The 19,834-nt window shown below is 68.2% G+C and carries 28 protein-coding genes; all 28 read right to left on the bottom strand.

Going from position 1 to position 19,834, the window contains the following annotated elements; all coding sequences use genetic code 11:
* Positions 1-87: 87 nt before the first annotated feature.
* Positions 88-531, bottom strand: a complete 444-nt coding sequence (gene rplO, locus EV385_RS18805; RefSeq protein ID WP_130510646.1) for a 50S ribosomal protein L15 — start codon at positions 529-531, stop codon at positions 88-90.
* The gene (gene rpmD, locus EV385_RS18800) at positions 531-713 is read right to left on the bottom strand and encodes a 50S ribosomal protein L30 (RefSeq protein ID WP_130510645.1); all 183 of its coding nucleotides are present in this window, start codon (positions 711-713) and stop codon (positions 531-533) included. The genes rplO and rpmD overlap by 1 nt, the downstream gene beginning before the upstream one ends.
* Positions 713-1,336 carry a 30S ribosomal protein S5 gene (gene rpsE, locus EV385_RS18795; protein ID WP_130510644.1) on the bottom strand — a complete coding sequence of 208 codons (624 nt, stop codon included), beginning with the start codon at positions 1,334-1,336 and terminating at the stop codon, positions 713-715. Before rpsE ends, rpmD begins: the two co-directional genes overlap by 1 nt.
* Positions 1,337-1,348: 12 nt before the next feature.
* Entirely contained in the window at positions 1,349-1,744 is a 396-nt protein-coding gene (gene rplR, locus EV385_RS18790) for a 50S ribosomal protein L18 (protein WP_130510643.1), read from the bottom strand.
* Positions 1,741-2,280, bottom strand: a complete 540-nt coding sequence (gene rplF, locus EV385_RS18785; RefSeq protein WP_130510642.1) for a 50S ribosomal protein L6 — start codon at positions 2,278-2,280, stop codon at positions 1,741-1,743. Before rplF ends, rplR begins: the two co-directional genes overlap by 4 nt.
* A 13-nt stretch (positions 2,281-2,293) precedes the next feature.
* Positions 2,294-2,701 (bottom strand): 30S ribosomal protein S8, encoded by a 408-nt coding sequence (gene rpsH / locus EV385_RS18780; protein ID WP_130510641.1) that lies wholly within the window; start codon positions 2,699-2,701, stop codon positions 2,294-2,296.
* Positions 2,702-2,817: 116 nt separating this feature from the next.
* Positions 2,818-3,003, bottom strand: coding sequence for a type Z 30S ribosomal protein S14 (locus EV385_RS18775; protein ID WP_106130632.1), 186 nt, complete (start codon positions 3,001-3,003; stop codon positions 2,818-2,820).
* Between the two features lie 2 nt (positions 3,004-3,005).
* A complete protein-coding gene (rplE, locus tag EV385_RS18770) occupies positions 3,006-3,575 on the bottom strand; it encodes a 50S ribosomal protein L5 (protein WP_130510640.1) in 570 nt (189 codons plus the stop codon).
* Positions 3,575-3,895 (bottom strand): 50S ribosomal protein L24, encoded by a 321-nt coding sequence (gene rplX, locus EV385_RS18765; RefSeq protein WP_130510639.1) that lies wholly within the window; start codon positions 3,893-3,895, stop codon positions 3,575-3,577. The genes rplE and rplX overlap by 1 nt, the downstream gene beginning before the upstream one ends.
* Positions 3,892-4,260: a 50S ribosomal protein L14 gene (rplN, locus tag EV385_RS18760; protein WP_015619002.1), complete on the bottom strand. Its 369-nt coding sequence runs from the start codon at positions 4,258-4,260 to the stop codon at positions 3,892-3,894. The genes rplX and rplN overlap by 4 nt, the downstream gene beginning before the upstream one ends.
* A gap of 92 nt (positions 4,261-4,352) precedes the next feature.
* On the bottom strand, positions 4,353-4,628 hold the full coding sequence (gene rpsQ / locus EV385_RS18755) for a 30S ribosomal protein S17 (protein WP_130510638.1): 276 nt from the start codon (positions 4,626-4,628) through the stop codon (positions 4,353-4,355).
* Positions 4,625-4,861 carry a 50S ribosomal protein L29 gene (gene rpmC, locus EV385_RS18750; RefSeq protein ID WP_130510637.1) on the bottom strand — a complete coding sequence of 79 codons (237 nt, stop codon included), beginning with the start codon at positions 4,859-4,861 and terminating at the stop codon, positions 4,625-4,627. Before rpmC ends, rpsQ begins: the two co-directional genes overlap by 4 nt.
* Complete coding sequence (gene rplP, locus EV385_RS18745) at positions 4,861-5,286, bottom strand: 50S ribosomal protein L16 (protein WP_127545789.1); 426 nt, start codon at positions 5,284-5,286, stop codon at positions 4,861-4,863. Before rplP ends, rpmC begins: the two co-directional genes overlap by 1 nt.
* 3 nt (positions 5,287-5,289) lie before the next feature.
* The gene (gene rpsC, locus EV385_RS18740) at positions 5,290-6,123 is read right to left on the bottom strand and encodes a 30S ribosomal protein S3 (protein WP_130510636.1); all 834 of its coding nucleotides are present in this window, start codon (positions 6,121-6,123) and stop codon (positions 5,290-5,292) included.
* Positions 6,123-6,581, bottom strand: coding sequence for a 50S ribosomal protein L22 (rplV, locus tag EV385_RS18735; protein ID WP_130510635.1), 459 nt, complete (start codon positions 6,579-6,581; stop codon positions 6,123-6,125). Before rplV ends, rpsC begins: the two co-directional genes overlap by 1 nt.
* Before the next feature lie 37 nt (positions 6,582-6,618).
* Complete coding sequence (rpsS, locus tag EV385_RS18730; RefSeq protein ID WP_071803322.1) at positions 6,619-6,900, bottom strand: 30S ribosomal protein S19; 282 nt, start codon at positions 6,898-6,900, stop codon at positions 6,619-6,621.
* 15 nt (positions 6,901-6,915) lie between these two features.
* Positions 6,916-7,755 (bottom strand): 50S ribosomal protein L2, encoded by an 840-nt coding sequence (gene rplB, locus EV385_RS18725; RefSeq protein WP_130510634.1) that lies wholly within the window; start codon positions 7,753-7,755, stop codon positions 6,916-6,918.
* 12 nt (positions 7,756-7,767) lie between these two features.
* A complete protein-coding gene (gene rplW / locus EV385_RS18720; RefSeq protein WP_130510633.1) occupies positions 7,768-8,070 on the bottom strand; it encodes a 50S ribosomal protein L23 in 303 nt (100 codons plus the stop codon).
* Positions 8,067-8,708 carry a 50S ribosomal protein L4 gene (gene rplD, locus EV385_RS18715; protein ID WP_130510632.1) on the bottom strand — a complete coding sequence of 214 codons (642 nt, stop codon included), beginning with the start codon at positions 8,706-8,708 and terminating at the stop codon, positions 8,067-8,069. Before rplD ends, rplW begins: the two co-directional genes overlap by 4 nt.
* Positions 8,705-9,355: a 50S ribosomal protein L3 gene (gene rplC, locus EV385_RS18710; RefSeq protein ID WP_130510631.1), complete on the bottom strand. Its 651-nt coding sequence runs from the start codon at positions 9,353-9,355 to the stop codon at positions 8,705-8,707. Before rplC ends, rplD begins: the two co-directional genes overlap by 4 nt.
* An 11-nt stretch (positions 9,356-9,366) precedes the next feature.
* Positions 9,367-9,675 carry a 30S ribosomal protein S10 gene (gene rpsJ / locus EV385_RS18705; protein ID WP_007073037.1) on the bottom strand — a complete coding sequence of 103 codons (309 nt, stop codon included), beginning with the start codon at positions 9,673-9,675 and terminating at the stop codon, positions 9,367-9,369.
* 344 nt (positions 9,676-10,019) lie between these two features.
* Positions 10,020-11,213: an elongation factor Tu gene (gene tuf / locus EV385_RS18700; RefSeq protein ID WP_130510630.1), complete on the bottom strand. Its 1,194-nt coding sequence runs from the start codon at positions 11,211-11,213 to the stop codon at positions 10,020-10,022.
* Between the two features lie 116 nt (positions 11,214-11,329).
* Positions 11,330-13,426, bottom strand: a complete 2,097-nt coding sequence (fusA, locus tag EV385_RS18695; protein ID WP_130510629.1) for an elongation factor G — start codon at positions 13,424-13,426, stop codon at positions 11,330-11,332.
* A gap of 87 nt (positions 13,427-13,513) precedes the next feature.
* On the bottom strand, positions 13,514-13,984 hold the full coding sequence (gene rpsG / locus EV385_RS18690; RefSeq protein ID WP_130510628.1) for a 30S ribosomal protein S7: 471 nt from the start codon (positions 13,982-13,984) through the stop codon (positions 13,514-13,516).
* Position 13,985: 1 nt separating this feature from the next.
* Positions 13,986-14,360: a 30S ribosomal protein S12 gene (gene rpsL / locus EV385_RS18685; RefSeq protein WP_014440718.1), complete on the bottom strand. Its 375-nt coding sequence runs from the start codon at positions 14,358-14,360 to the stop codon at positions 13,986-13,988.
* Positions 14,361-14,795: 435 nt separating this feature from the next.
* Positions 14,796-15,374, bottom strand: coding sequence for a hypothetical protein (locus tag EV385_RS18680; protein WP_242624955.1), 579 nt, complete (start codon positions 15,372-15,374; stop codon positions 14,796-14,798).
* 146 nt (positions 15,375-15,520) lie between these two features.
* A complete protein-coding gene (locus tag EV385_RS18675) occupies positions 15,521-15,832 on the bottom strand; it encodes a hypothetical protein (protein ID WP_130513406.1) in 312 nt (103 codons plus the stop codon).
* Positions 15,833-15,940: 108 nt separating this feature from the next.
* The gene (locus EV385_RS18670) at positions 15,941-19,828 is read right to left on the bottom strand and encodes a DNA-directed RNA polymerase subunit beta' (protein ID WP_130510627.1); all 3,888 of its coding nucleotides are present in this window, start codon (positions 19,826-19,828) and stop codon (positions 15,941-15,943) included.
* Positions 19,829-19,834 lie beyond the last annotated feature (6 nt).

Raw genomic sequence — 19,834 nt, 5'->3', positions numbered from 1 at the left:
GCTCCGGTGGAACACCGGGCCGACGCCACAACGGGGATGCCGGCCCGAGCACCTCTCAGCGCCCCGGGCGGGCACCCCCGCAAGCCGTCACAGCTCGGTGGTGGAACCACCTGCGGCCGCGATCTTCTCCTTGGCGGACTCGCTGAACGCGTGCGCCGAGATCTGCAGCGCCACGCTACCCAGCTCGCCCGAGCCCAGGACCTTGACCGGCTGTCCCCGGCGGACGGCGCCCGCGTCGGCCAGCTCCAGCGGGCCGACCTGGCCGCCGTTCGGGAACAGCTCGGCCAGCCGGTCCAGGTTCACGACCTGGAACACGACCTTGTTCTTGTTCTTGAAGCCCTTCATCTTCGGCAGGCGCATGTGGATGGGCATCTGACCACCCTCGAACGCCGCCGAGATGTTCTTGCGGGCCTTGGAACCCTTGGTGCCCCGACCGGCCGTCTTGCCCTTGGAGCCCTCACCGCGACCCACCCGGGTCTTCGCGGTCTTGGCGCCGGGCGCCGGGCGGAGGTGGTGGACCTTGATCGCCATTACTCGACCTCCTCAACGTTCACGAGGTGGCGCACGGCGAAGATCATGCCCCGGATCTCGGGGCGGTCCTCCTTGACGACCACATCGTTGATCCGCTTCAGGCCGAGCGACCGCAGGGAGTCCCGCTGGTTCTGCTTACGGCCGATGTCGGACCGGACCTGGGTGACCTTCAGGCGTGCCATCAGTGCACCGCCGCTTCCGCACGCGCCGCCAGCATGGCCGCCGGCGCCACGTCCTCGACCGGCAGGCCACGGCGGGCCGCGACCTTCTCCGGCGACTCGAGGCCCTTCAGCGCGGCCACCGTCGCGTGCACGATGTTGATCGGGTTCGACGAGCCGAGGCTCTTGGAGAGCACGTCGTGGATACCGGCGCACTCCAGGACCGCGCGAACCGGGCCACCGGCGATGACACCGGTACCGGCGGACGCGGGCTTGAGCAGCACGACACCCGCGGCGGCCTCGCCGGTGATCGGGTGCGGGATCGTCGCACCGATCCGCGGCACCTTGAAGAAGTGCTTCTTGGCCTCCTCGACACCCTTGGCGATCGCCGCGGGCACCTCCTTGGCCTTGCCGTATCCGATACCGACGGTGCCGTCGCCGTCGCCGACGATCACCAGAGCGGTGAAGCTGAAGCGACGACCACCCTTGACGACCTTGGCGACGCGGTTGATCGCGACGACCCGCTCGAGATGGGGAGTCTTCTCGACGGGCGCGTTGCCGCGCCCGCCCTCGCGACGGTTGTCCCGGCGGCCGCCACCTTCGGTGTTACCGCCGGACCCGCCGCCACGGCGCTGCTGACCAGGCATTGGTCTTCCTTCCTAGAACTCGAGTCCGGCTTCGCGGGCGGCGTCGGCCAACGCGGCAAGCCGCCCGCCGTACTGGTTGCCACCGCGGTCGAAGACGACCTTGGACACGCCCGCGGCCTTGGCCCGCTCGGCGATGAGGGCGCCGACCTTGCCGGCCAGGGCGCTCTTGTCGCCCTCGGCACCGCGCAGCGAGGCGTCCAGCGTGGAGGCCGAGGCGAGCGTGTGCCCCTTGAGGTCGTCGATGACCTGCGCGGTGATGTGCCGCAGAGACCGGGTGACGACGAGGCGCGGACGCTCGGCCGAGCCGCGCAGGTTCTTGCGGACCCGGAAGTGCCGACGCGCCCGGCCCACGGAGCGCTTGGCGGCGACACCGCCGCCATTGCGGCGCTTGAGCAGCGTGGCGGTCACTTCTTACCTGCCTTTCCAGCCTTGCGGCGGATGACCTCGCCCTGGTACTTGACGCCCTTGCCCTTGTACGGCTCCGGCGGGCGGATCTTCCGGATGTTCGCGGCGACCTCGCCGACGAGCTGCTTGTCGATGCCGGCCACCGTGAACTGGGTGGGCCGCTCCACCGAGAAGGTGATGCCCTCCGGGGGCGTCACATTCACCGGGTGCGAGAAGCCGAGGGCGAACTCGAGGTCCTTGCCCTTGGCGGTCACCCGGTAACCGGTGCCGTTGATCTCCAGCGTCTTCTTGTAGCCCTCGGTGACGCCGACGATCATGTTGGCCACCAGCGTGCGCGACAGGCCGTGCAGCTCCTTGGCGCGGCGCTCGTCATTGGGGCGGTTGACGTGCAGCTCGCCACCCTCCTGCGCGACCGTGATCGGCTCGGAGACGACGTGCGACAGCTCGCCCTTGGGGCCCTTGACCTTGACGGTCTGGCCCGTGATGGTGACGTCGACGCCGGCCGGGACCGGGATCGACTTACGTCCGATTCGCGACATGTCAGAGTCTCCGTTACCAGACGAAGGCGAGGACTTCCCCGCCAACGCTCCGCTTGCGGGCCTGCCGGTCGGTCAGCAGTCCCTGGGACGTCGAAATGATCGCGACGCCCAGGCCGCCGAGCACGCGCGGGAGCTCGTCGGACTTGGCGTACACCCGCAGACCGGGCTTGGACACGCGCTTGATGCCGGCAAGGCTGCGCTCGCGGTTCTGGCCGTACTTGAGCTCAACCACCAGCCGCCTGCCGACGGCGCCCTCCGCGGGCTCCTCGGCCGACCAGGAGGCGATGTATCCCTCTGCCTTGAGGACCTCGGCGATGTTCGCCTTGATCTTCGAGAAGGGCATCTCCACCTTGTCGTGGTACGCCTGGTTGGCGTTGCGCAGACGCGTGAGCATGTCTGCGATCGGGTCAGTCATCGTCATGGGTGTTCGTCAACCTTTCTCGCCGGGGTTCCCGGTAGCGGGCCTACGGCGAAGCGGTGTTGCCAAAAACTCGCCTCTGGTCCGCCTTCGGGCGGAGGGTGGGCGGTTGGACGGGGTTACCAGGAAGCCTTCGACACGCCCGGAAGCTCACCGCGGTGGGCCATCTCCCGGATGCACACCCGGCAGAGGCCGAACTTGCGGTAGACCGAATGCGGGCGCCCGCAACGCTGGCAACGGGTGTACGCGCGCACAGCGAACTTCGGCTTCGCGGCAGCCTTGAGGATCAGCGCCTTCTTCGCCATGCTCAGTTCTCCTTGAACGGGAAGCCCAGGAGCTTGAGCAGCGCCCGGCCCTCGTCGTCGGTCGTGGCGGTCGTGACGATCGTGATGTCCATGCCACGGGTCCGGTCGATCTTGTCCTGGTCGATCTCGTGGAACACCGACTGCTCGGTCAGACCGAAGGTGTAGTTTCCGTGCCCGTCGAGCTTGCGCCCGTCCAGGCCGCGGAAGTCACGGATACGGGGCAGCGCGATCGATAGCAGCCGGTCGAGGAACTCCCACATCCGGTCCCCGCGCAGCGTGACCTTCGCGCCGATCGGCATGCCCTCGCGGAGCTTGAACTGCGCGATCGACTTGGTGGCCCGGCGCACCAGCGGCTTCTGGCCGGTGATGGTGGTCAGGTCACGCACGGCGCCGTCGATCAGCTTGGCGTCGCGGGCGGCCTCACCCACACCCATGTTCACGACGACCTTCACCAGGCCGGGAACCTGCATCGGGTTGCCGTACTTGTACTGCTCCTTGAGCCCCGCGACGACCTCTTCGCGGTACTTCACCTTGAGCCGGGGCAGGGTCTTGGCTTCAGTTGCGGCAGTCATCACAGGTCCTTACCGGTGCTACGCGCGATACGGATCTTCTGCCCGTTCTCGTCGAACCGGTAGCCGACACGGGTCGGCTTGCCCTGGTCGTCCACGATCTGCACGTTGGAGATGTGGATCGGGGCCTCCTGGGTGACGATGCCACCGGTCTTGGAGCCGCGCTGAGTGGTGCGGATGCGTTCGTGCTTCTTCATGCGGTTGACGCCCTCGACGAGGACCTTGTCCTGCCGCGGGTAGGCCGCGATGACCTTGCCCTTGGCACCCTTGTCCTTGCCGGCGATGACGACGACCGTGTCGCCCTTCTTGATCTTCACGGTCAGAGCACCTCCGGCGCCAGGCTGATGATCTTCATGAACCGCTTGTCGCGCAGCTCGCGCCCGACCGGGCCGAAGATGCGGGTACCGCGGGGGTCGCCACCGTCCTTGATGATCACGGCGGCGTTCTCGTCGAACCGGATGTACGAGCCGTCGGGGCGACGCTTCTCCTTGGCGGTGCGGACGATGACCGCCTTGACGACGTCACCCTTCTTCACACCGGCGCCGGGGATGGCGTCCTTGACCGTGGCCACGATGACGTCGCCGATGCTCGCGTAGCGACGACCGGAGCCACCGAGCACGCGGATGCACAGAATCTCCCGGGCACCCGTGTTGTCGGCGACGCGCAGTCGCGACTCCTGCTGGATCACGTCTGTCTCCTATGTCTGCCAGTTCTCCGGCGACGTACCGAAGCTTGGCGGAACGATGGGCGGCCGGGCCGGACGAAGCCGGCCCGGCGCACTCACTTGGCCTTTTCGAGGATCTCCACGACCCGCCACCGCTTGGTGGCGGACAGCGGACGGGTCTCCATCAGCAGCACCCGGTCGCCGATTCCGCACGAGTTCTGCTCGTCGTGCGCCTTCAGCTTGCTGGTGCGGCGGAGAACCTTGCCGTAGAGGGCGTGCTTGACGCGGTCCTCGACCTCGACGACGACCGTCTTGTCCATCTTGTCGCTGACCACGAGGCCCTCGCGCACCTTGCGCTGGGACCGCGCCTCGGCGGTGCTGTTCTCACTCACGCTGTTGTCACCTCATCCGGCGCGACCGAGAGACCCAGCTCGCGCTCACGCATGATCGTGTAGATCCGTGCGATGTCCCGACGGACGACCTGCAGCCGACGGTGGTTGTCGAGCTGGCCCGTGGCGCCCTGCACGCGGAGGTTGAACAGCTCCGCCTTGGCCTCCCGCAGCCGAGCGACCAGCTCCTCCTCGGAGAGTTCGCGCAGCTCGCCGGCCTTAACGCCCGCTGCCATCAGCTTTCACCCACTTCGCGTGTCACGATGCGGCACTTCATCGGGAGCTTGTGGATCGCGCGGCGCATCGCCTCGCGCGCGATCGTCTCGTTCGGGAAGGACATCTCGAAGAGGATCCGTCCCGGCTTGACGTTCGCCACCCACCACTCGGGCGAACCCTTACCGGAACCCATCCGGGTCTCGGCGGGCTTCTTGGTCAGGGCCTGGTCCGGGAAGATCGAGATCCAGACCTTGCCGCCACGCTTGATGTGACGGGTCATCGCGATACGCGCCGACTCGATCTGTCGGTTGGTCACGTACGCCGGCTCCAGTGCCTGGATTCCGAACTCGCCGAAGACCACCCGGTTGCCGCCCTTGGACGCGCCGGAGCGGTCCGGGTGGTGCGGCTTGCGGAAGCCCTTCGGGGGCTTACGCGGCATCAGCATGTGTCAGCCCTCCTGCTGCGTCTCGGCCGGAGCCGCGGCGGCCGCGGCGGTGTCGGTCGACTCGGTGGCGGCGGCCTGAGCGGCACGCCCGGCCTCGGTGCCACCGGCGGTCGTGCCGGACGAGCCGGAACGGCCGCGGCGCGGGCGGTCGGGACGGTCGCCACGCTCACGGCGCGGACGCGCGGGCGCCTCGGCCGGCGCCTCACGGCCCGGCACGGCGTCGCCCTTGTAGATCCACACCTTCACGCCGATGCGGCCGAACGTGGTACGGGCCTCGAAGAAGCCGTACTCGATGTTGGCGCGCAGGGTGTGCAGCGGGACGCGACCCTCGCGGTAGAACTCCGTACGGCTCATCTCCGCGCCGCCGAGACGGCCGGAGACCTGCACCCGGATGCCCTTGCAGATCGGGTTCTTCATCGCCGACTGCATGGCCTTGCGCATCGCCCGGCGGAAGCTGACCCGGCTGGACAGCTGCTCGGCGACGCCCTGCGCCACGAGCTGCGCATCCGACTCGGGGCTCTTCACCTCGAGGATGTTGAGCTGCACCTGCTTGCCGGTGAGCTTCTCGAGCTCGCCACGGATCCGGTCGGCCTCCGCGCCCTTACGGCCGATGACGATGCCCGGCCGGGCGGTGTGGATGTCGACGCGGACCCGGTCGCGGGTCCGCTCGATGTCCACCTTGGAGATGCCGGCGCGCTCCAGGCCCTTGGACATCATCCGGCGAATCTTGACGTCCTCGCCGATGTAGTCCTTGTAGAGCTTGTCCGCGAACCAGCGGGACTTCCAGTCTGTGGAAATGCCGAGGCGGAACCCGGTGGGGTGAACCTTCTGACCCATTACTCGGCACCCTCCGTGCTCTGGGACTCGGCGGCCTGCGGCTCAGCGGCCTTGGCGGCCTTCTTCGCCGGGGCCTTCTTCGCCGGGCGGGTCACCTGGACCGCCTCGACCGCCACGGTGATGTGGCAGGTGCGCTTGCGGATCCGGTACGCCCGGCCCTGCGCGCGCGGCCGGAACCGCTTCAACGTCGGACCCTCGTCGACGAACGCCTCGCTGACGAGGAGCGCGTCGGGGTCGAGCCGCTCGTTGTTCTCCGCGTTCGCGATCGCGCTGGCGAGCACCTTGTAAACCTGCTCGCTGGCGGCCTGCGGCGCGAACTGCAGCACCGTGAGCGCCTCCTTCGCGGGCAGACCGCGGACGAGGTTGATCACCCGGCGCGCCTTGTTCGGCGAGATGCGCACGTGACGCGCAACCGCCCGCGCGCCCGGAAGCGCCGGTGCGTCGCCCTTAACTGGCATCGCTGTAGCTCCTTGATCCTCTAATCCGTGGGTCTGCTCAGCGCCGACGGCTCTTGCGGTCGTCCTTCTCGTGACCCTTGAACGTACGGGTCAACGCGAACTCGCCGAGCTTGTGGCCGACCATGGCCTCGGTGATGAACACCGGGACGTGCTTGCGCCCGTCGTGCACGGCGATCGTGTGCCCGAGCATGTCGGGGATGATCGTCGAGCGCCGCGACCAGGTCTTGATGACGTTCTTCGAGTTCTTCTCGTTCTGGACTTCCACCTTCTTGAGCAGGTGGTCGTCGATGAACGGGCCCTTCTTCAGGCTGCGAGGCATCTTCTTCTACTCCCGTTACCCGCGCTTGCGGGTGGCGTAGCGGCGGCGAACGATCATGCGGTCGCTCTCCTGGCCCTTGCGGCGGGTACGGCCCTCCGGCTTACCAGCCGGGTTGACCGGGTGGCGACCACCGGAGGTCTTGCCCTCACCACCACCGTGCGGGTGGTCGATCGGGTTCATGGCGACACCACGGACGGTCGGGCGCTTGCCCTTCCAGCGCATCCGGCCGGCCTTACCCCAGTTGATGTTCGACTGGTCGGCGTTGCCGATCTCGCCGACGGTGGCGCGGCAGCGCACGTCGACGCGACGGATCTCACCGGAGGGCATACGCAGCGTGGCGTACGCGCCCTCACGGCCGAGCAGCTGGATGCCGCAACCGGCCGAGCGGGCCAGCTTGGCGCCACCGCCGGGACGAAGCTCCACGCCGTGGACCGTCGTACCGACCGGGATGTTGCGCAGGGGCAGGTTGTTGCCCGGCTTGATGTCCGCGCCCGGCCCCGACTCGACCCGGTCACCCTGCTTCAGGTCCTTCGGCGCGACGATGTAGCGCTTCTCGCCGTCGGCGTAGTGCAGCAGCGCGATGCGGGCCGTGCGGTTCGGGTCGTACTCGATGTGCGCGACCTTGGCCGGCACGCCGTCCTTGTCGTTGCGCTTGAAGTCGATCAGCCGGTACTGCCGCTTGTGGCCGCCGCCCTGGTGCCGGGTGGTGATCCGGCCGTGGACGTTGCGCCCGCCCTTCTTGGGCAGCGGAACCAGCAGGGACTTCTCCGGCGTCGACCGGGTGATCTCGGCGAAGTCGGCGACGCTCGAGCCGCGGCGGCCCGGCGTGGTCGGCTTGTACTTACGAATAGGCATGAGTCAAACCCCTTAGCTGACCGGGCCGCCGAAGGCCTCGATACGGTCACCGTCAGCCAGCTTGACCATCGCGCGCTTGGTCGCCTTGCGCTGACCGAAGCCGGTCTTGGTGCGCTTGCGCTTGCCCTCGCGGTTGATGGTGTTCACCGTCAGGACGCGGACACCGAAGATCTGCTGGATCGCGATCTTGATCTGGGTCTTGTTCGCGTCCGGGTGGACGAGGAACGTGTACCAGTTCTGGTCGAGAACGCTGTAGCTCTTCTCGGAGACCACGGGCGCGAAGATGACGTCGCGCGGGTCGGCGATCGTGCTCACTTGTTCCCCTCCTCGGCCGGCACGCCCAGGAACTCGTCCAGCGCGTCCTTGGTGAAGACGACGTCGTCGGCGACCAGCACGTCGTACGTGTTCAGCTGGCCTGCCTCGATCAGGTGGACGGACGCCTCGTTGCGCAGCGACAGCCAGTTCAGCTCGTCGTGAGCGCTCAGCACGACCAGAACCTTGCGGGCCTCGGTGGCCTTGCGCAGCGTGGCGATCGCGGCCTTGGTCGACGGCTTCTCACCGGTGACGAACGCCTCGACCACGTGCACGCGGCCCTCGCGGGCCCGGTCGGAGAGGGCACCCCGCAGCGCGGCGGCCTTCATCTTCTTCGGGGTCCGCTGGCTGTAGTCGCGCGGCACGGGACCGTGCACGACGCCACCGCCGGCGAACTGCGGCGCGCGGATCGAGCCTTGGCGGGCCCGGCCGGTGCCCTTCTGCTTGTACGGCTTCTTGCCGCCACCGGCGACCTCGCCGCGGGTCTTCGCCTTGTGCGTGCCCTGCCGGGCCGCGGCGAGCTGGGCCACGACGACCTGGTGCATCAGCGGGATGTTCGCCTGCACGTCGAAGATGTCGTCGGGCAGCTCGACGGAGCCGGACTTGGCACCCTCGGCGTTCAGCACGTCGACGGAACTCACTGGGCACCACCCTTCTTCGCCGCGGTGCGGACCAGGATCAGCGCGCCCTTGGGACCGGGCACGGCGCCCTTGACCAGGATCAGGTTGTTCTCGGTGTCGACCGCCTGCACGGTCAGGTTCTGCACCGTGAAGCGCTTGGAGCCCATGCGGCCGGCCATCCGGGTGCCCTTGAAGACCCGGGCCGGGGTGGCACACGCGCCGATCGAGCCGGGTGAGCGGTGCTTGCGCTCGACACCGTGGCTGCCCTTGAGGCCGTGGAAGCCGTGCCGCTTCATGACACCGGCGTAGCCCTTGCCCTTGGTCTTGCCCGTGACGTCGATCGGGGTCCCGGGCGAGAACGCCTCGACGGTGACCTCCTGACCGAGCTCGTACGCGGTCGCGTCCGTGGTGCGCAGCTCGACGAGGTGGCGCCGCGGCGACACACCGGCCTTCGCGTAGTGGCCGCCCTCGGGCTTGTTGACCTTGCGCGGGTCGATGGCGCCGAACGCCAGCTGGACGGCCGAGTAACCGTCCGTCTCGGGGGTGCGGACCTGGGTCACGACGCACGGGCCGGCCTGCACCACGGTGACCGGGACGACCTTGCCGTTGTCCCACACCTGAGTCATGCCGAGCTTGGCGCCCAGGATGCCCTTCACTTGCCTGTCCATTGTCCGGATCCCTACAGCTTGATCTCGATGTCGACGCCAGCCGGAAGGTCGAGGCGCATGAGCGAGTCGACCGTCTTCGGAGTCGGGTCGATGATGTCGATCAGACGCTTGTGCGTGCGCATCTCGAAGTGCTCGCGCGAGTCCTTGTACTTGTGCGGCGAACGGATCACGCAGAAACGGTTGATCTCCGTGGGCAGCGGCACCGGGCCTGCAACCTGCGCCCCGGTACGCGTCACCGTCTCGACGATCTTTCGCGCCGAGGAGTCGACGACCTCGTGGTCATAGGCCTTGAGCCGGATGCGGATCTTCTGTCCCGCCATGGTGGCTTCTGTTTCCTTCTCTCGATGCCGCTACGTGCGAAAGCGGGTGGCCCTCGCATGCCCGCAGGACCGTCGATCCTGCGATGTCCGACCCCCGCGGTCGGGCGTGTCGCGCGCCGAAACCGAGCTCCGCCCCAGCACGCTGGAGCGATCGGTGTGATCGCGGGGATCAGGGTGCCGGCGGCCGAAGCACGCGCCGGACACCGGGCGAGGGCGGTTGGCAGCCGAACCCCTCTCGGAGACTTGGCCCCTATCGGAGTTTCGAACTGCCAACCACCCTGCGCGGACGCAACCTGACTAGTATGCCGTATTCACTGCGGCAACGCTAATCGGGGTCACCGTACTCACTTGTTGATCTTCGTGACCGTTCCGGCGCCGACGGTGCGGCCACCCTCGCGGATCGCGAACTTCAGGCCCTGCTCCATGGCGATCGGCTGGATCAGCTTGACGCTCATGGTGGTGGAGTCGCCCGGCATGACCATCTCGGTGCCCTCGGGCAGCGTGACGACGCCGGTGACGTCCGTGGTACGGAAGTAGAACTGCGGACGGTAGTTCTGGAAGAACGGGGTGTGCCGGCCGCCCTCCTCCTTCGAGAGGATGTAGACCTGGCCCTCGAACTCCGTGTGCGGGGTCGTGGTGCCCGGCTTGACGACCACCATGCCGCGCTCGACGTCCTCACGCTTGATACCGCGCAGGAGCAGACCGACGTTCTCACCCGCGCGGGCCTCGTCGAGCAGCTTGCGGAACATCTCGATGCCGGTGCAGACGGTCTTCGTCGACTTCTCGCGGATGCCGACGATCTCGACCTCCTCGTTCGGCTTGAGGATGCCGCGCTCGGCCCGGCCGGTGACGACCGTACCGCGACCGGTGATCGTGAAGACGTCCTCGATCGGCATGAGGAACGGCTTCTCGGTCTCCCGCTCGGGCTGCGGAATCGCGGTGTCGACCGCGTTCATCAGCTCCATGAGCTTCTCCGACCAGGTCGGGTCGCCCTCGAGCGCCTTGAGCGCCGAGACGCGCACGACCGGCACGTCGTCGCCCGGGAACTCGTACGTGCTGAGCAGCTCGCGAACCTCGAGCTCGACGAGCTCCAGGAGCTCCTCGTCCTCGACCATGTCGCTCTTGTTCAGCGCCACGACGATGTACGGAACGCCGACCTGGCGGGCCAGGAGCACGTGCTCCTTGGTCTGCGGCATCGGGCCGTCGGTCGCCGCGACCACCAGGATCGCGCCGTCCATCTGCGCGGCACCGGTGATCATGTTCTTGATGTAGTCGGCGTGGCCGGGGCAGTCCACGTGCGCGTAGTGCCGCGCCGCGGTCTGGTACTCGACGTGCGCGATCGAGATCGTGATACCACGGGCCTTCTCTTCAGGCGCCTTGTCGATCTCGTCGAACGGGGTGTACGGGTTCAGGTCCGGGTACTGGTCGTGCAGGACCTTCGTGATGGCCGCAGTCAGCGTCGTCTTACCGTGGTCGATGTGACCAATGGTGCCGATGTTGACGTGCGGCTTAGTCCGCTCGAACTTCGCCTTCGCCACTGGTGTCCTCCTGTGGACTGGGTTTTCTTCTCGCCCGGCGCGCCGAGATGGCGCTTAGGACTCTGTCGACTGCTCGTGCGCGTGCGGTCCGCGACGGACCGCACGCGCCTCACCGATCAGGCGCCGGTGGCCTTCGCGATGATCTCCTTCGCCACGTTGGCCGGGACCTCGGCGTAGGAGTCGAACTGCATGCTGTAGCTCGCCCGGCCCTGGGTCTTCGACCGGAGGTCGCCGACGTAGCCGAACATTTCCGAGAGCGGCACCAGAGCCTTGACGAGGCGGGCGCCGGAGCGCTCCTCCATCGACTGGATGATCCCGCGACGGGAGTTGAGGTCGCCGATCACGTCGCCCATGTTGTCCTCGGGCGTAGTGACCTCGACGGACATCATCGGCTCGAGCAGCGCGGGGTCGGCCTTGCGGGCCGCCTCCTTCATCACCATCGAGCCGGCGATCTTGAACGCCATCTCGGACGAGTCGACCTCGTGGTACTGGCCGTCCAGCAGGGTCAGCTTGACGCCGACCAGCGGGAAGCCGGCGAGCACGCCGTACTGCATGGCGTCCTGGGCGCCCGCGTCCACCGAGGGGATGAACTCCTTGGGGATGCGACCACCGGAGACCGCGTTGACGAACTCGTACGTCGGGCCGTCCGCCGACATCGGCAGCGGCTCCAGCTTGACGATGACCTTCGCGTACTGACCCGAGCCACCGGTCTGCTTCTTGTGGACGTAGTCGAGCTTCTCCACGGTGCCGCGGATCGTCTCGCGGTACGCCACCTGCGGCTTGCCGATGTTCGCCTCGACGTTGAACTCGCGCCGCATGCGGTCGACGAGGATGTCGAGGTGCAGCTCGCCCATGCCGGCGATGACCGTCTGCCCGGTCTCCTCGTCGTTCCAGACGCGGAAGGTCGGGTCCTCCTCGGCCAGGCGCTGGATCGCGGTGCCCAGCTTCTCCTGGTCCGACTTGGTCTTCGGCTCGATCGCGACCTGGATGACCGGCTCCGGGAAGGTCATCGACTCGAGGATGACCGGGTTCGCCGGGTCGCTGAGGGTGTCACCGGTGGTGGTCTGCTTCAGACCCTGGACGGCGATGATGTCGCCGGCCTGCGCCGTGGGACGCTCCTCACGCTTGTTCGCGTGCATCTGGTAGATCTTGCCGATCCGCTCCTTGCGGTCCTTGGTGGAGTTGACCACCTGGGATCCGGATTCGAGCGTGCCGGAGTAGACCCGGACGTACGTCAGCTTGCCGAGGTGCTTGTCGGTCTGGATCTTGAACGCCAGCGCCGAGAACGGCTCCTCGTTGGACGGCTTGCGCAGCAGCGGCGTCTCGCCGTCCGTCGCGGTGCCCTCGATGGCCGGGACGTCCAGCGGCGACGGCAGGTAGGCGACCACGGCGTCGAGCATGGGCTGCACGCCCTTGTTCTTGAACGCCGAGCCACACAGCACCGGGTTCGCCTTGCTGGCGATCGTGGCACGCCGGATCGCCGCGACGATCTCGTCCTGGGAGACCTCTTCGCCCTCGAGGTACTTCTCCATGACGGCGTCGTCCACGTCGGCGAGCGTCTCGATCAGCTTCTCGCGCCACTCGTTCGCGGAGTCGACCAGGTCGGCCGGGATCTCCTCGACCGCGTAGTCTTCGCCCTTCTGGGTCTCACCGCGCCAGGTGAGGGCGCGCATGCCGACCAGGTCCACGACGCCGATGTGGTCGCCCTCGAGGCCGATCGGGATCTGCAGGACGAGCGGGGTGGCGTTCAGCCGGTCGATCATCATCTGGACGCAGCGGAAGAAGTCCGCGCCGGTCCGGTCGAGCTTGTTGACGAAGCACATGCGCGGGACGTGGTACTTGTCCGCCTGCCGCCACACGTTCTCGGTCTGCGGCTCCACGCCGGCCACACCGTCGTACACCGCCACCGCACCGTCCAGGACACGCAGCGACCGCTCGACCTCGACCGTGAAGTCGACGTGGCCGGGCGTGTCGATGATCTGGATCGTGTGTCCCTTCCACTCGCACTTCGTGGCGGCGGAGGTGATGGTGATGCCGCGTTCCTGTTCCTGCTCCATCCAGTCCATGACGGCCGCGCCCTCGTGGACTTCACCGATCTTGTACGTGATACCGGTGTAGAACAGGATCCGCTCGGTCGTCGTGGTCTTACCAGCGTCGATGTGCGCCATGATGCCGATGTTGCGTACCTTGGCGAGCGCGTCTGCGGCGGCCACTTCAATCCCTACTTTTCTACGTCGTCGTCTCGTGGACCGGTACGACTGCTGCGCCGGCCCGGCGGGAACCGGGCCGGCAACGCTTCGTTACCAGCGGTAGTGCGCGAAGGCCTTGTTGGACTCCGCCATCTTGTGCGTGTCCTCGCGCCGCTTCACGGCGGCACCGAGCCCGTTGCTGGCGTCGAGCAGCTCGTTCTGGAGGCGCTCGATCATGGTCTTCTCGCGGCGGGCCTTGGAGTACTGGACCAGCCAGCGCAGACCCAGGGTCGTCTGCCGGGGGACGCGAACCTCGACCGGGACCTGGTAGGTCGCGCCACCGACGCGGCGGCTGCGGACCTCGAGGGTCGGCTTCACGTTGTCCATCGCGCGCTTGAGGGTAACCACCGGGTCGGTGCCGGTCTTCTCCCGGCAGCCCTCCAGGGCCCCGTACACGATGCGCTCGGCCAGCTGGCGCTTGCCGCCGATGAGGATCTTGTTGACGAGCTGCGTTACCAGCGGCGAGTTGTACACCGGGTCCGGAACGACCGGGTGGCGCGGCGCGGGGCCTTTACGCGGCATGTCAGCTCTTCTCCTTCTTCGCGCCGTAGCGGCTGCGAGCCTGCTTGCGGTTGCGGACACCCTGGGTGTCCAGCGAACCGCGGACGATCTTGTAGCGGACGCCGGGCAGGTCCTTCACACGGCCGCCGCGCACGAGCACGATCGAGTGCTCCTGCAGGTTGTGGCCGACACCCGGGATGTACGCCGTGACCTCGATCTGGCTGCTGAGCTTCACACGAGCAACCTTGCGCAGCGCAGAGTTGGGCTTCTTGGGGGTGGTGGTGTACACGCGCGTGCACACGCCGCGCCGCTGAGGGCTTCCCTTCAGCGCCGGCGTCTTGGTCTTACTCGTCTTCGCCTGGCGGCCCTTGCGGACCAGCTGCTGGATCGTGGGCACCGGGTTTCTCCGCTCCCTTCGGCCGCGTTGTTGCGGCCGCACCGTCTTCTCGTAGTGCCTTGTGTGCACCGGGCGGGGGGTCCCGTCCGGCACCCGCGGTCGGGCGTGTCGTCCGGCTCACGGTCCCGCCGCGCGTTGCACAGCGGGTCTTGTCTGTGTCAGGGCTCGACGCCCATCGTGCTGCTGCCCCGTCGCACTAACCGACTCGGGCGCACGCACGAGTTGCCCGGGCAAGCCCAGGCACGAGGGGAAAGAGTACCCATCGCAGGCACGCAGGTCAAAACGAGGCGGCTCGAGGGCCTGGCTTCACGCCGCTCTCAGCATGAAACTCGGTCCCCATCAAGACCTGCTCCCACGATGGACATCTCCGCGCACCAAGTGTACCGGGTGCCCCGACACCACATGGCCGCAGTGCCCGATCCAGGACGACGGGGGTCAGGAGAACTGCAACAGGAGCGTCAACACCAGCGCCAGCAGCGCCAGGCCGGCCCCCACGCCGCCGCACGAGATGCCCGCGATGGCGCGGCCCCGGCCGGTGAAGCGGACCCGGCCGGACTCGCCGGAGCGGCGGATCTGCCGCATACCCACCAGCCCCACCGCGATGGCACCGCCGCCCGCCAGCACGGCCAGCAGGGCGAACGCGCCACCCACCCAGCCGCCCCAGCCCTCCGAGGCGCCGGAGAGCCCGAAGCAGAACACCAGTGTCGACACCAGGATCGAGGCGATGCCTGCGATCAGCGCGCCGGTCGCGAGGCCGGAGGCGATCGGCGGCACCGAGTACTGCACCAGCCCGAATTCCGTACCCGCCACCGGATCGACCCGCGCCGGGCGCCAGCGTTCCGCCGGTGCGGGCGGCGGCGGGACCGCCGTCAGGGCCGGGTACGGGCCACCGGCGGGCACCGGCGTACCCGGCGCCTGTGGTTGCCCCGACGTGGCGGACGGGAAGGGGACGGTGGAAGTCGGCGGCGGCGCGTCGAACGGCCCGCCCGACCACGAACCCGGTGGCTGCGTCACCCCCCGAGCATGTCACCCGTCCGTGCCGCGCCGCAGCCCGGCCACCGCGCGCGGAATCAGTCCGTGCGGGAGTCCCAGTCCGTGCGGGAGTCCCAGTCCGTGCGGAAGTCTCAGTCCGTGCGGAAGTCTCAGTCCGTGCGGAAGTCTCAGTCCGTGCGGGAGTCGAAGTCCGGCCCCGGCGGTCCCGCGAGATGCAACAGCCCGGCGATGGCCGCCACCACCAGCGTTCCCGCGGCCAGCACGATCCCGGTCCAGGCGAGCACCCGGCCCCGGCGCACCCACCGGCCCCCGGTCAGGTAGCCGCCGGCCGCGTACGCCTGACGCTCGGCCTGCCGGGCCAGCAGCAACGCGATCGTGGCCGGAATCACGCCACCGACGAACGCTCCGGTCAGCAGCGCCGCCAACCCGAGCACGAACACCGCCTTGGCCTTCGTGGACGGCACGGGCTCCGGATCCATCGGGTGGCGGGTCGGGACGCCGGCGGGAAGGGTCACCAGGCCATCTTAGGAACGCCGAGGGGGCGGCCGCGCGATGCGCGGCCGCCCCCGGCGTCCAACCGGAAACTCTTAGCGGTACGACCCGAAGTCGAAGTCGTCCAGCGGCACGGCCTGCCCGCTGGCCGGCCCGAACCCGTAGTCGGTCTCCGGGTACCCGGTCATCGAGTACACCTTGGCCTTGGCCTCCTCGGTGGGCTCGACCCGGATGTTGCGGTACTTGCTGATGCCCGTACCGGCCGGGATGAGCTTGCCGATGATGACGTTCTCCTTGAGGCCGACGAGCGAGTCGCTGCGCGAGTTGATCGCCGCGTCGGTCAGCACCCGGGTGGTCTCCTGGAAGGAGGCCGCCGAGAGCCAGGAGTCGGTGGCCAGCGAGGCCTTGGTGATACCCATCAGTACGGGACGACCGGCGGCGGGCTCGCCGCCCTCGCCGACGAGCCGGCGGTTCTCCGACTCGAACAGCGCCCGGTCGACCAGCACGCCCGGCAGGAACTCGGTCGCGCCGGAGTCGATGACCGTCACCCGCTTGAGCATCTGGCGGATGATGATCTCGATGTGCTTGTCGTGGATGAGCACACCCTGCGAGCGGTAGACCTCCTGGACCTCCTGGGTCAGGTGGACCTGGACCGCCCGCGGACCCATGATCCGCAGCAGCTCGTGCGGGTCGATGGTGCCCTCGGTGAGCTTCTCGCCGACCTCGACGTGGTCGCCGTCGTGCGCCCGCAGCTTCACGCGCTTCGAGATCTTGTCGTACACGATCTCGTCGCTGCCGTCGTCCGGGATCACGACGATCTTCCGCGAGCGCTCGCCGTCCTCGATGCGGATGCGGCCCGGGGTGTCGGCGATGGGCGCCTTGCCCTTGGGCACGCGGGCCTCGAAGATCTCCTGCACACGCGGCAGACCCTGGGTGATGTCCTCACCCGCGACACCACCGGTGTGGAAGGTACGCATCGTCAGCTGCGTACCCGGCTCACCGATGGACTGGGCCGCGATGATGCCGACCGCCTCGCCGATGTCGACCGACTTGCCGGTCGGCAGCGAGCGGCCGTAGCAGGCCGCGCAGACGCCCAGCTTCGACTCACAGGTCAGCACGCTGCGCACCCGGACGTTCTCGACGCCCGCGGCGACCAGCTTGTCGACCAGAATCGAGTTGAGGTCCGCACCCCGCTCGACCACGACGTTGCCGCTGGCGTCCGTCATGGTGTCGGCCAGCGTCCGGGCGTGCACGCCGGTCTCGGCATGCACGTGCACGACGAGCCCGCCGTCCACCCTGTCCGCCACCTGCATCGGGATCGCGCGGTCGGTGCCGCAGTCCTCCTCGCGGATGATGACGTCCTGGGAGACGTCCACCAGACGCCGGGTCAGGTAACCCGAGTCGGCGGTCCGCAGCGCGGTGTCGGCCAGACCCTTACGGGCACCGTGCGTGGAGATGAAGTACTCCAGCACGGTCAGACCCTCGCGGTACGACGAGGTGATCGGCCGCGGGATGATCTCGCCCTTGGGGTTGGCCACCAGACCACGGATCGCGGCGATCTGCCGGAGCTGGAGCAGGTTACCGCGGGCACCGGAGTTGATCATCACCCAGAGCGGGTTCTCCTGCGGCAGCGCGGTCTCCATCTCCTTGGAGATCTCGTTGGTCGCCTTGGTCCAGATCTCGATCAGCTCGCCGCGACGCTCCTCGGCGGTCATCAGACCACGCTGGTACTGCTTGTCGATCCGGTCCGCCTCGACCTGGTAGCGGCTCAGGATCTCCGGCTTGCGCGGCGGGCCGATGACGTCGCCCATGCCGATCGTCACACCGGACCAGGTGGCCCAGTGGAAGCCGGCCTCCTTGAGCGCGTCCAGCGTGGCCGCCAGGGCGACCTTCGGGAAGCGCTCGGCGAGGTCGTTGACGATCGCCGACAGCTGACCCTTGCGGATCTCGTAGTTGACGTACCGGTAGCCCGGCGGCAGCGTCTCGTTGAAGATCACCCGGCCGAGGGTGGTCTCCACGAGCACCGGCTCGCCCGGCGTCCAGCCCTCCGGCTGCACCCACGGCTCGCCCTTGGCGCCGTTGTCCACCTCGACGACCTCGCGGAGCCGGATCTTCACCGGCGCCTGCAGGTGCAGCTCGCCGTTGTCGAACGCCATCCGCGCCTCGGCGTCGGACGAGAACACGCGGCCCTCGCCCTTCTGCCCCGGCGTGAGGTGGGTCAGGTGGTACAGGCCGATGACCATGTCCTGGGTGGGCATGGTGACCGGCTTGCCGTCGGCCGGCTTGAGGATGTTGTTGGACGACAGCATGAGGATCCGGGCCTCGGCCTGCGCCTCGGCCGACAGCGGCACGTGCACCGCCATCTGGTCACCGTCGAAGTCCGCGTTGAACGCGGTGCAGACGAGCGGGTGGATCTGGATCGCCTTGCCCTCGACCAGCTGCGGCTCGAACGCCTGGATGCCGAGGCGGTGCAGGGTCGGCGCGCGGTTCAGCAGCACGGGGTGCTCGCTGATGACCTCTTCCAGGACGTCCCACACGACCGGGCGCTGCCGCTCGACCATGCGCTTGGCCGACTTGATGTTCTGCGCGTGGTTGAGGTCCACCAGGCGCTTCATCACGAACGGCTTGAACAGCTCCAGCGCCATCTGCTTCGGCAGGCCGCACTGGTGCAGCTTGAGCCGGGGGCCGACGACGATGACGGAACGGCCGGAGTAGTCGACGCGCTTGCCCAGCAGGTTCTGCCGGAAGCGGCCCTGCTTGCCCTTGAGCATGTCGGACAGCGACTTCAGCGGGCGGTTGCCCGGGCCGGTGACCGGCCGGCCGCGGCGGCCGTTGTCGAACAGCGCGTCGACGGCCTCCTGCAGCATCCGCTTCTCGTTGTTGACGATGATCTCGGGCGCGCCCAGGTCGATCAGGCGCTTGAGCCGGTTGTTGCGGTTGATCACCCGGCGGTACAGGTCGTTCAGGTCGCTGGTGGCGAAGCGGCCACCGTCGAGCTGCACCATCGGGCGCAGGTCCGGCGGGATGACCGGGACGCAGTCCAGCACCATGCCCAGCGGCGAGTTGCGGGTGTTCAGGAACGCCGCGACCACCTTCAGCCGCTTGAGCGCCCGGATCTTCCGCTGCCCCTTGCCGGTACGGATGATCTCGCGGAGGTTCTCCGCCTCGGCGTCGAGGTCCATGGCCTCCAGCAGCGCCTTGATCGCCTCGGCACCCATGCCGCCGGTGAAGTACTCACCGAAACGGTCGCGCAGCTCGCGGTAGAGCAGCTCGTCGGTGACCAGCTGCTTCGAGTCGAGCTTGCGGAAGGTGTCGAGCACCTCGTCGAGGCGGTCGATCTCGCGCTGCGCCTTGTCGCGGATCTGGCGCATCTCGCGCTCGCCAGCCTCCTTGACCTTGCGGCGCACGTCCGCCTTGGCGCCCTCGGCCTCCAGCTCGGCGAGGTCCTGCTCCAGCTTGGCGGCGCGCTTCTCGATCTCCGAGTCGCGGCCGTTCTCCGCCTGGCGCTTCTCGGCGAAGATCTCGTTCTCGATCGTGGACATGTCGCGGTGACGCGCTTCGGCGTCCACGCTCGTGATCACGTACGAGGCGAAGTAGATGATCTTCTCGAGATCCTTGGGAGCCAGGTCGAGCAGGTAGCCCAGCCGGCTCGGCACACCCTTGAAGTACCAGATGTGCGTGACCGACGCGGCCAGCTCGATGTGCCCCATGCGCTCACGGCGCACCTTGGAGCGGGTCACCTCGACGCCGCAGCGCTCACAGATGATGCCCTTGAACCGGACCCGCTTGTACTTGCCGCAGTAGCACTCCCAGTCCCGCTGCGGACCGAAGATCTTCTCGCAGAAGAGTCCGTCCTTCTCGGGCTTGAGCGTGCGGTAGTTGATCGTCTCGGGCTTCTTGACCTCGCCGTGCGACCACTGCCGGATGTCGTCGGCGGTGGCCAGGCCGATGCGCAACTCGTCGAAGAAGTTGACGTCGAGCACTTGGTC

Origin of the sequence: Krasilnikovia cinnamomea, assembly GCF_004217545.1 — a bacterium.
Classification (GTDB): domain Bacteria; phylum Actinomycetota; class Actinomycetes; order Mycobacteriales; family Micromonosporaceae; genus Actinoplanes; species Actinoplanes cinnamomeus.
Note: the sequence above shows the minus strand (reverse complement) of the source record. Positions and strands in the feature narration are given on the sequence as shown.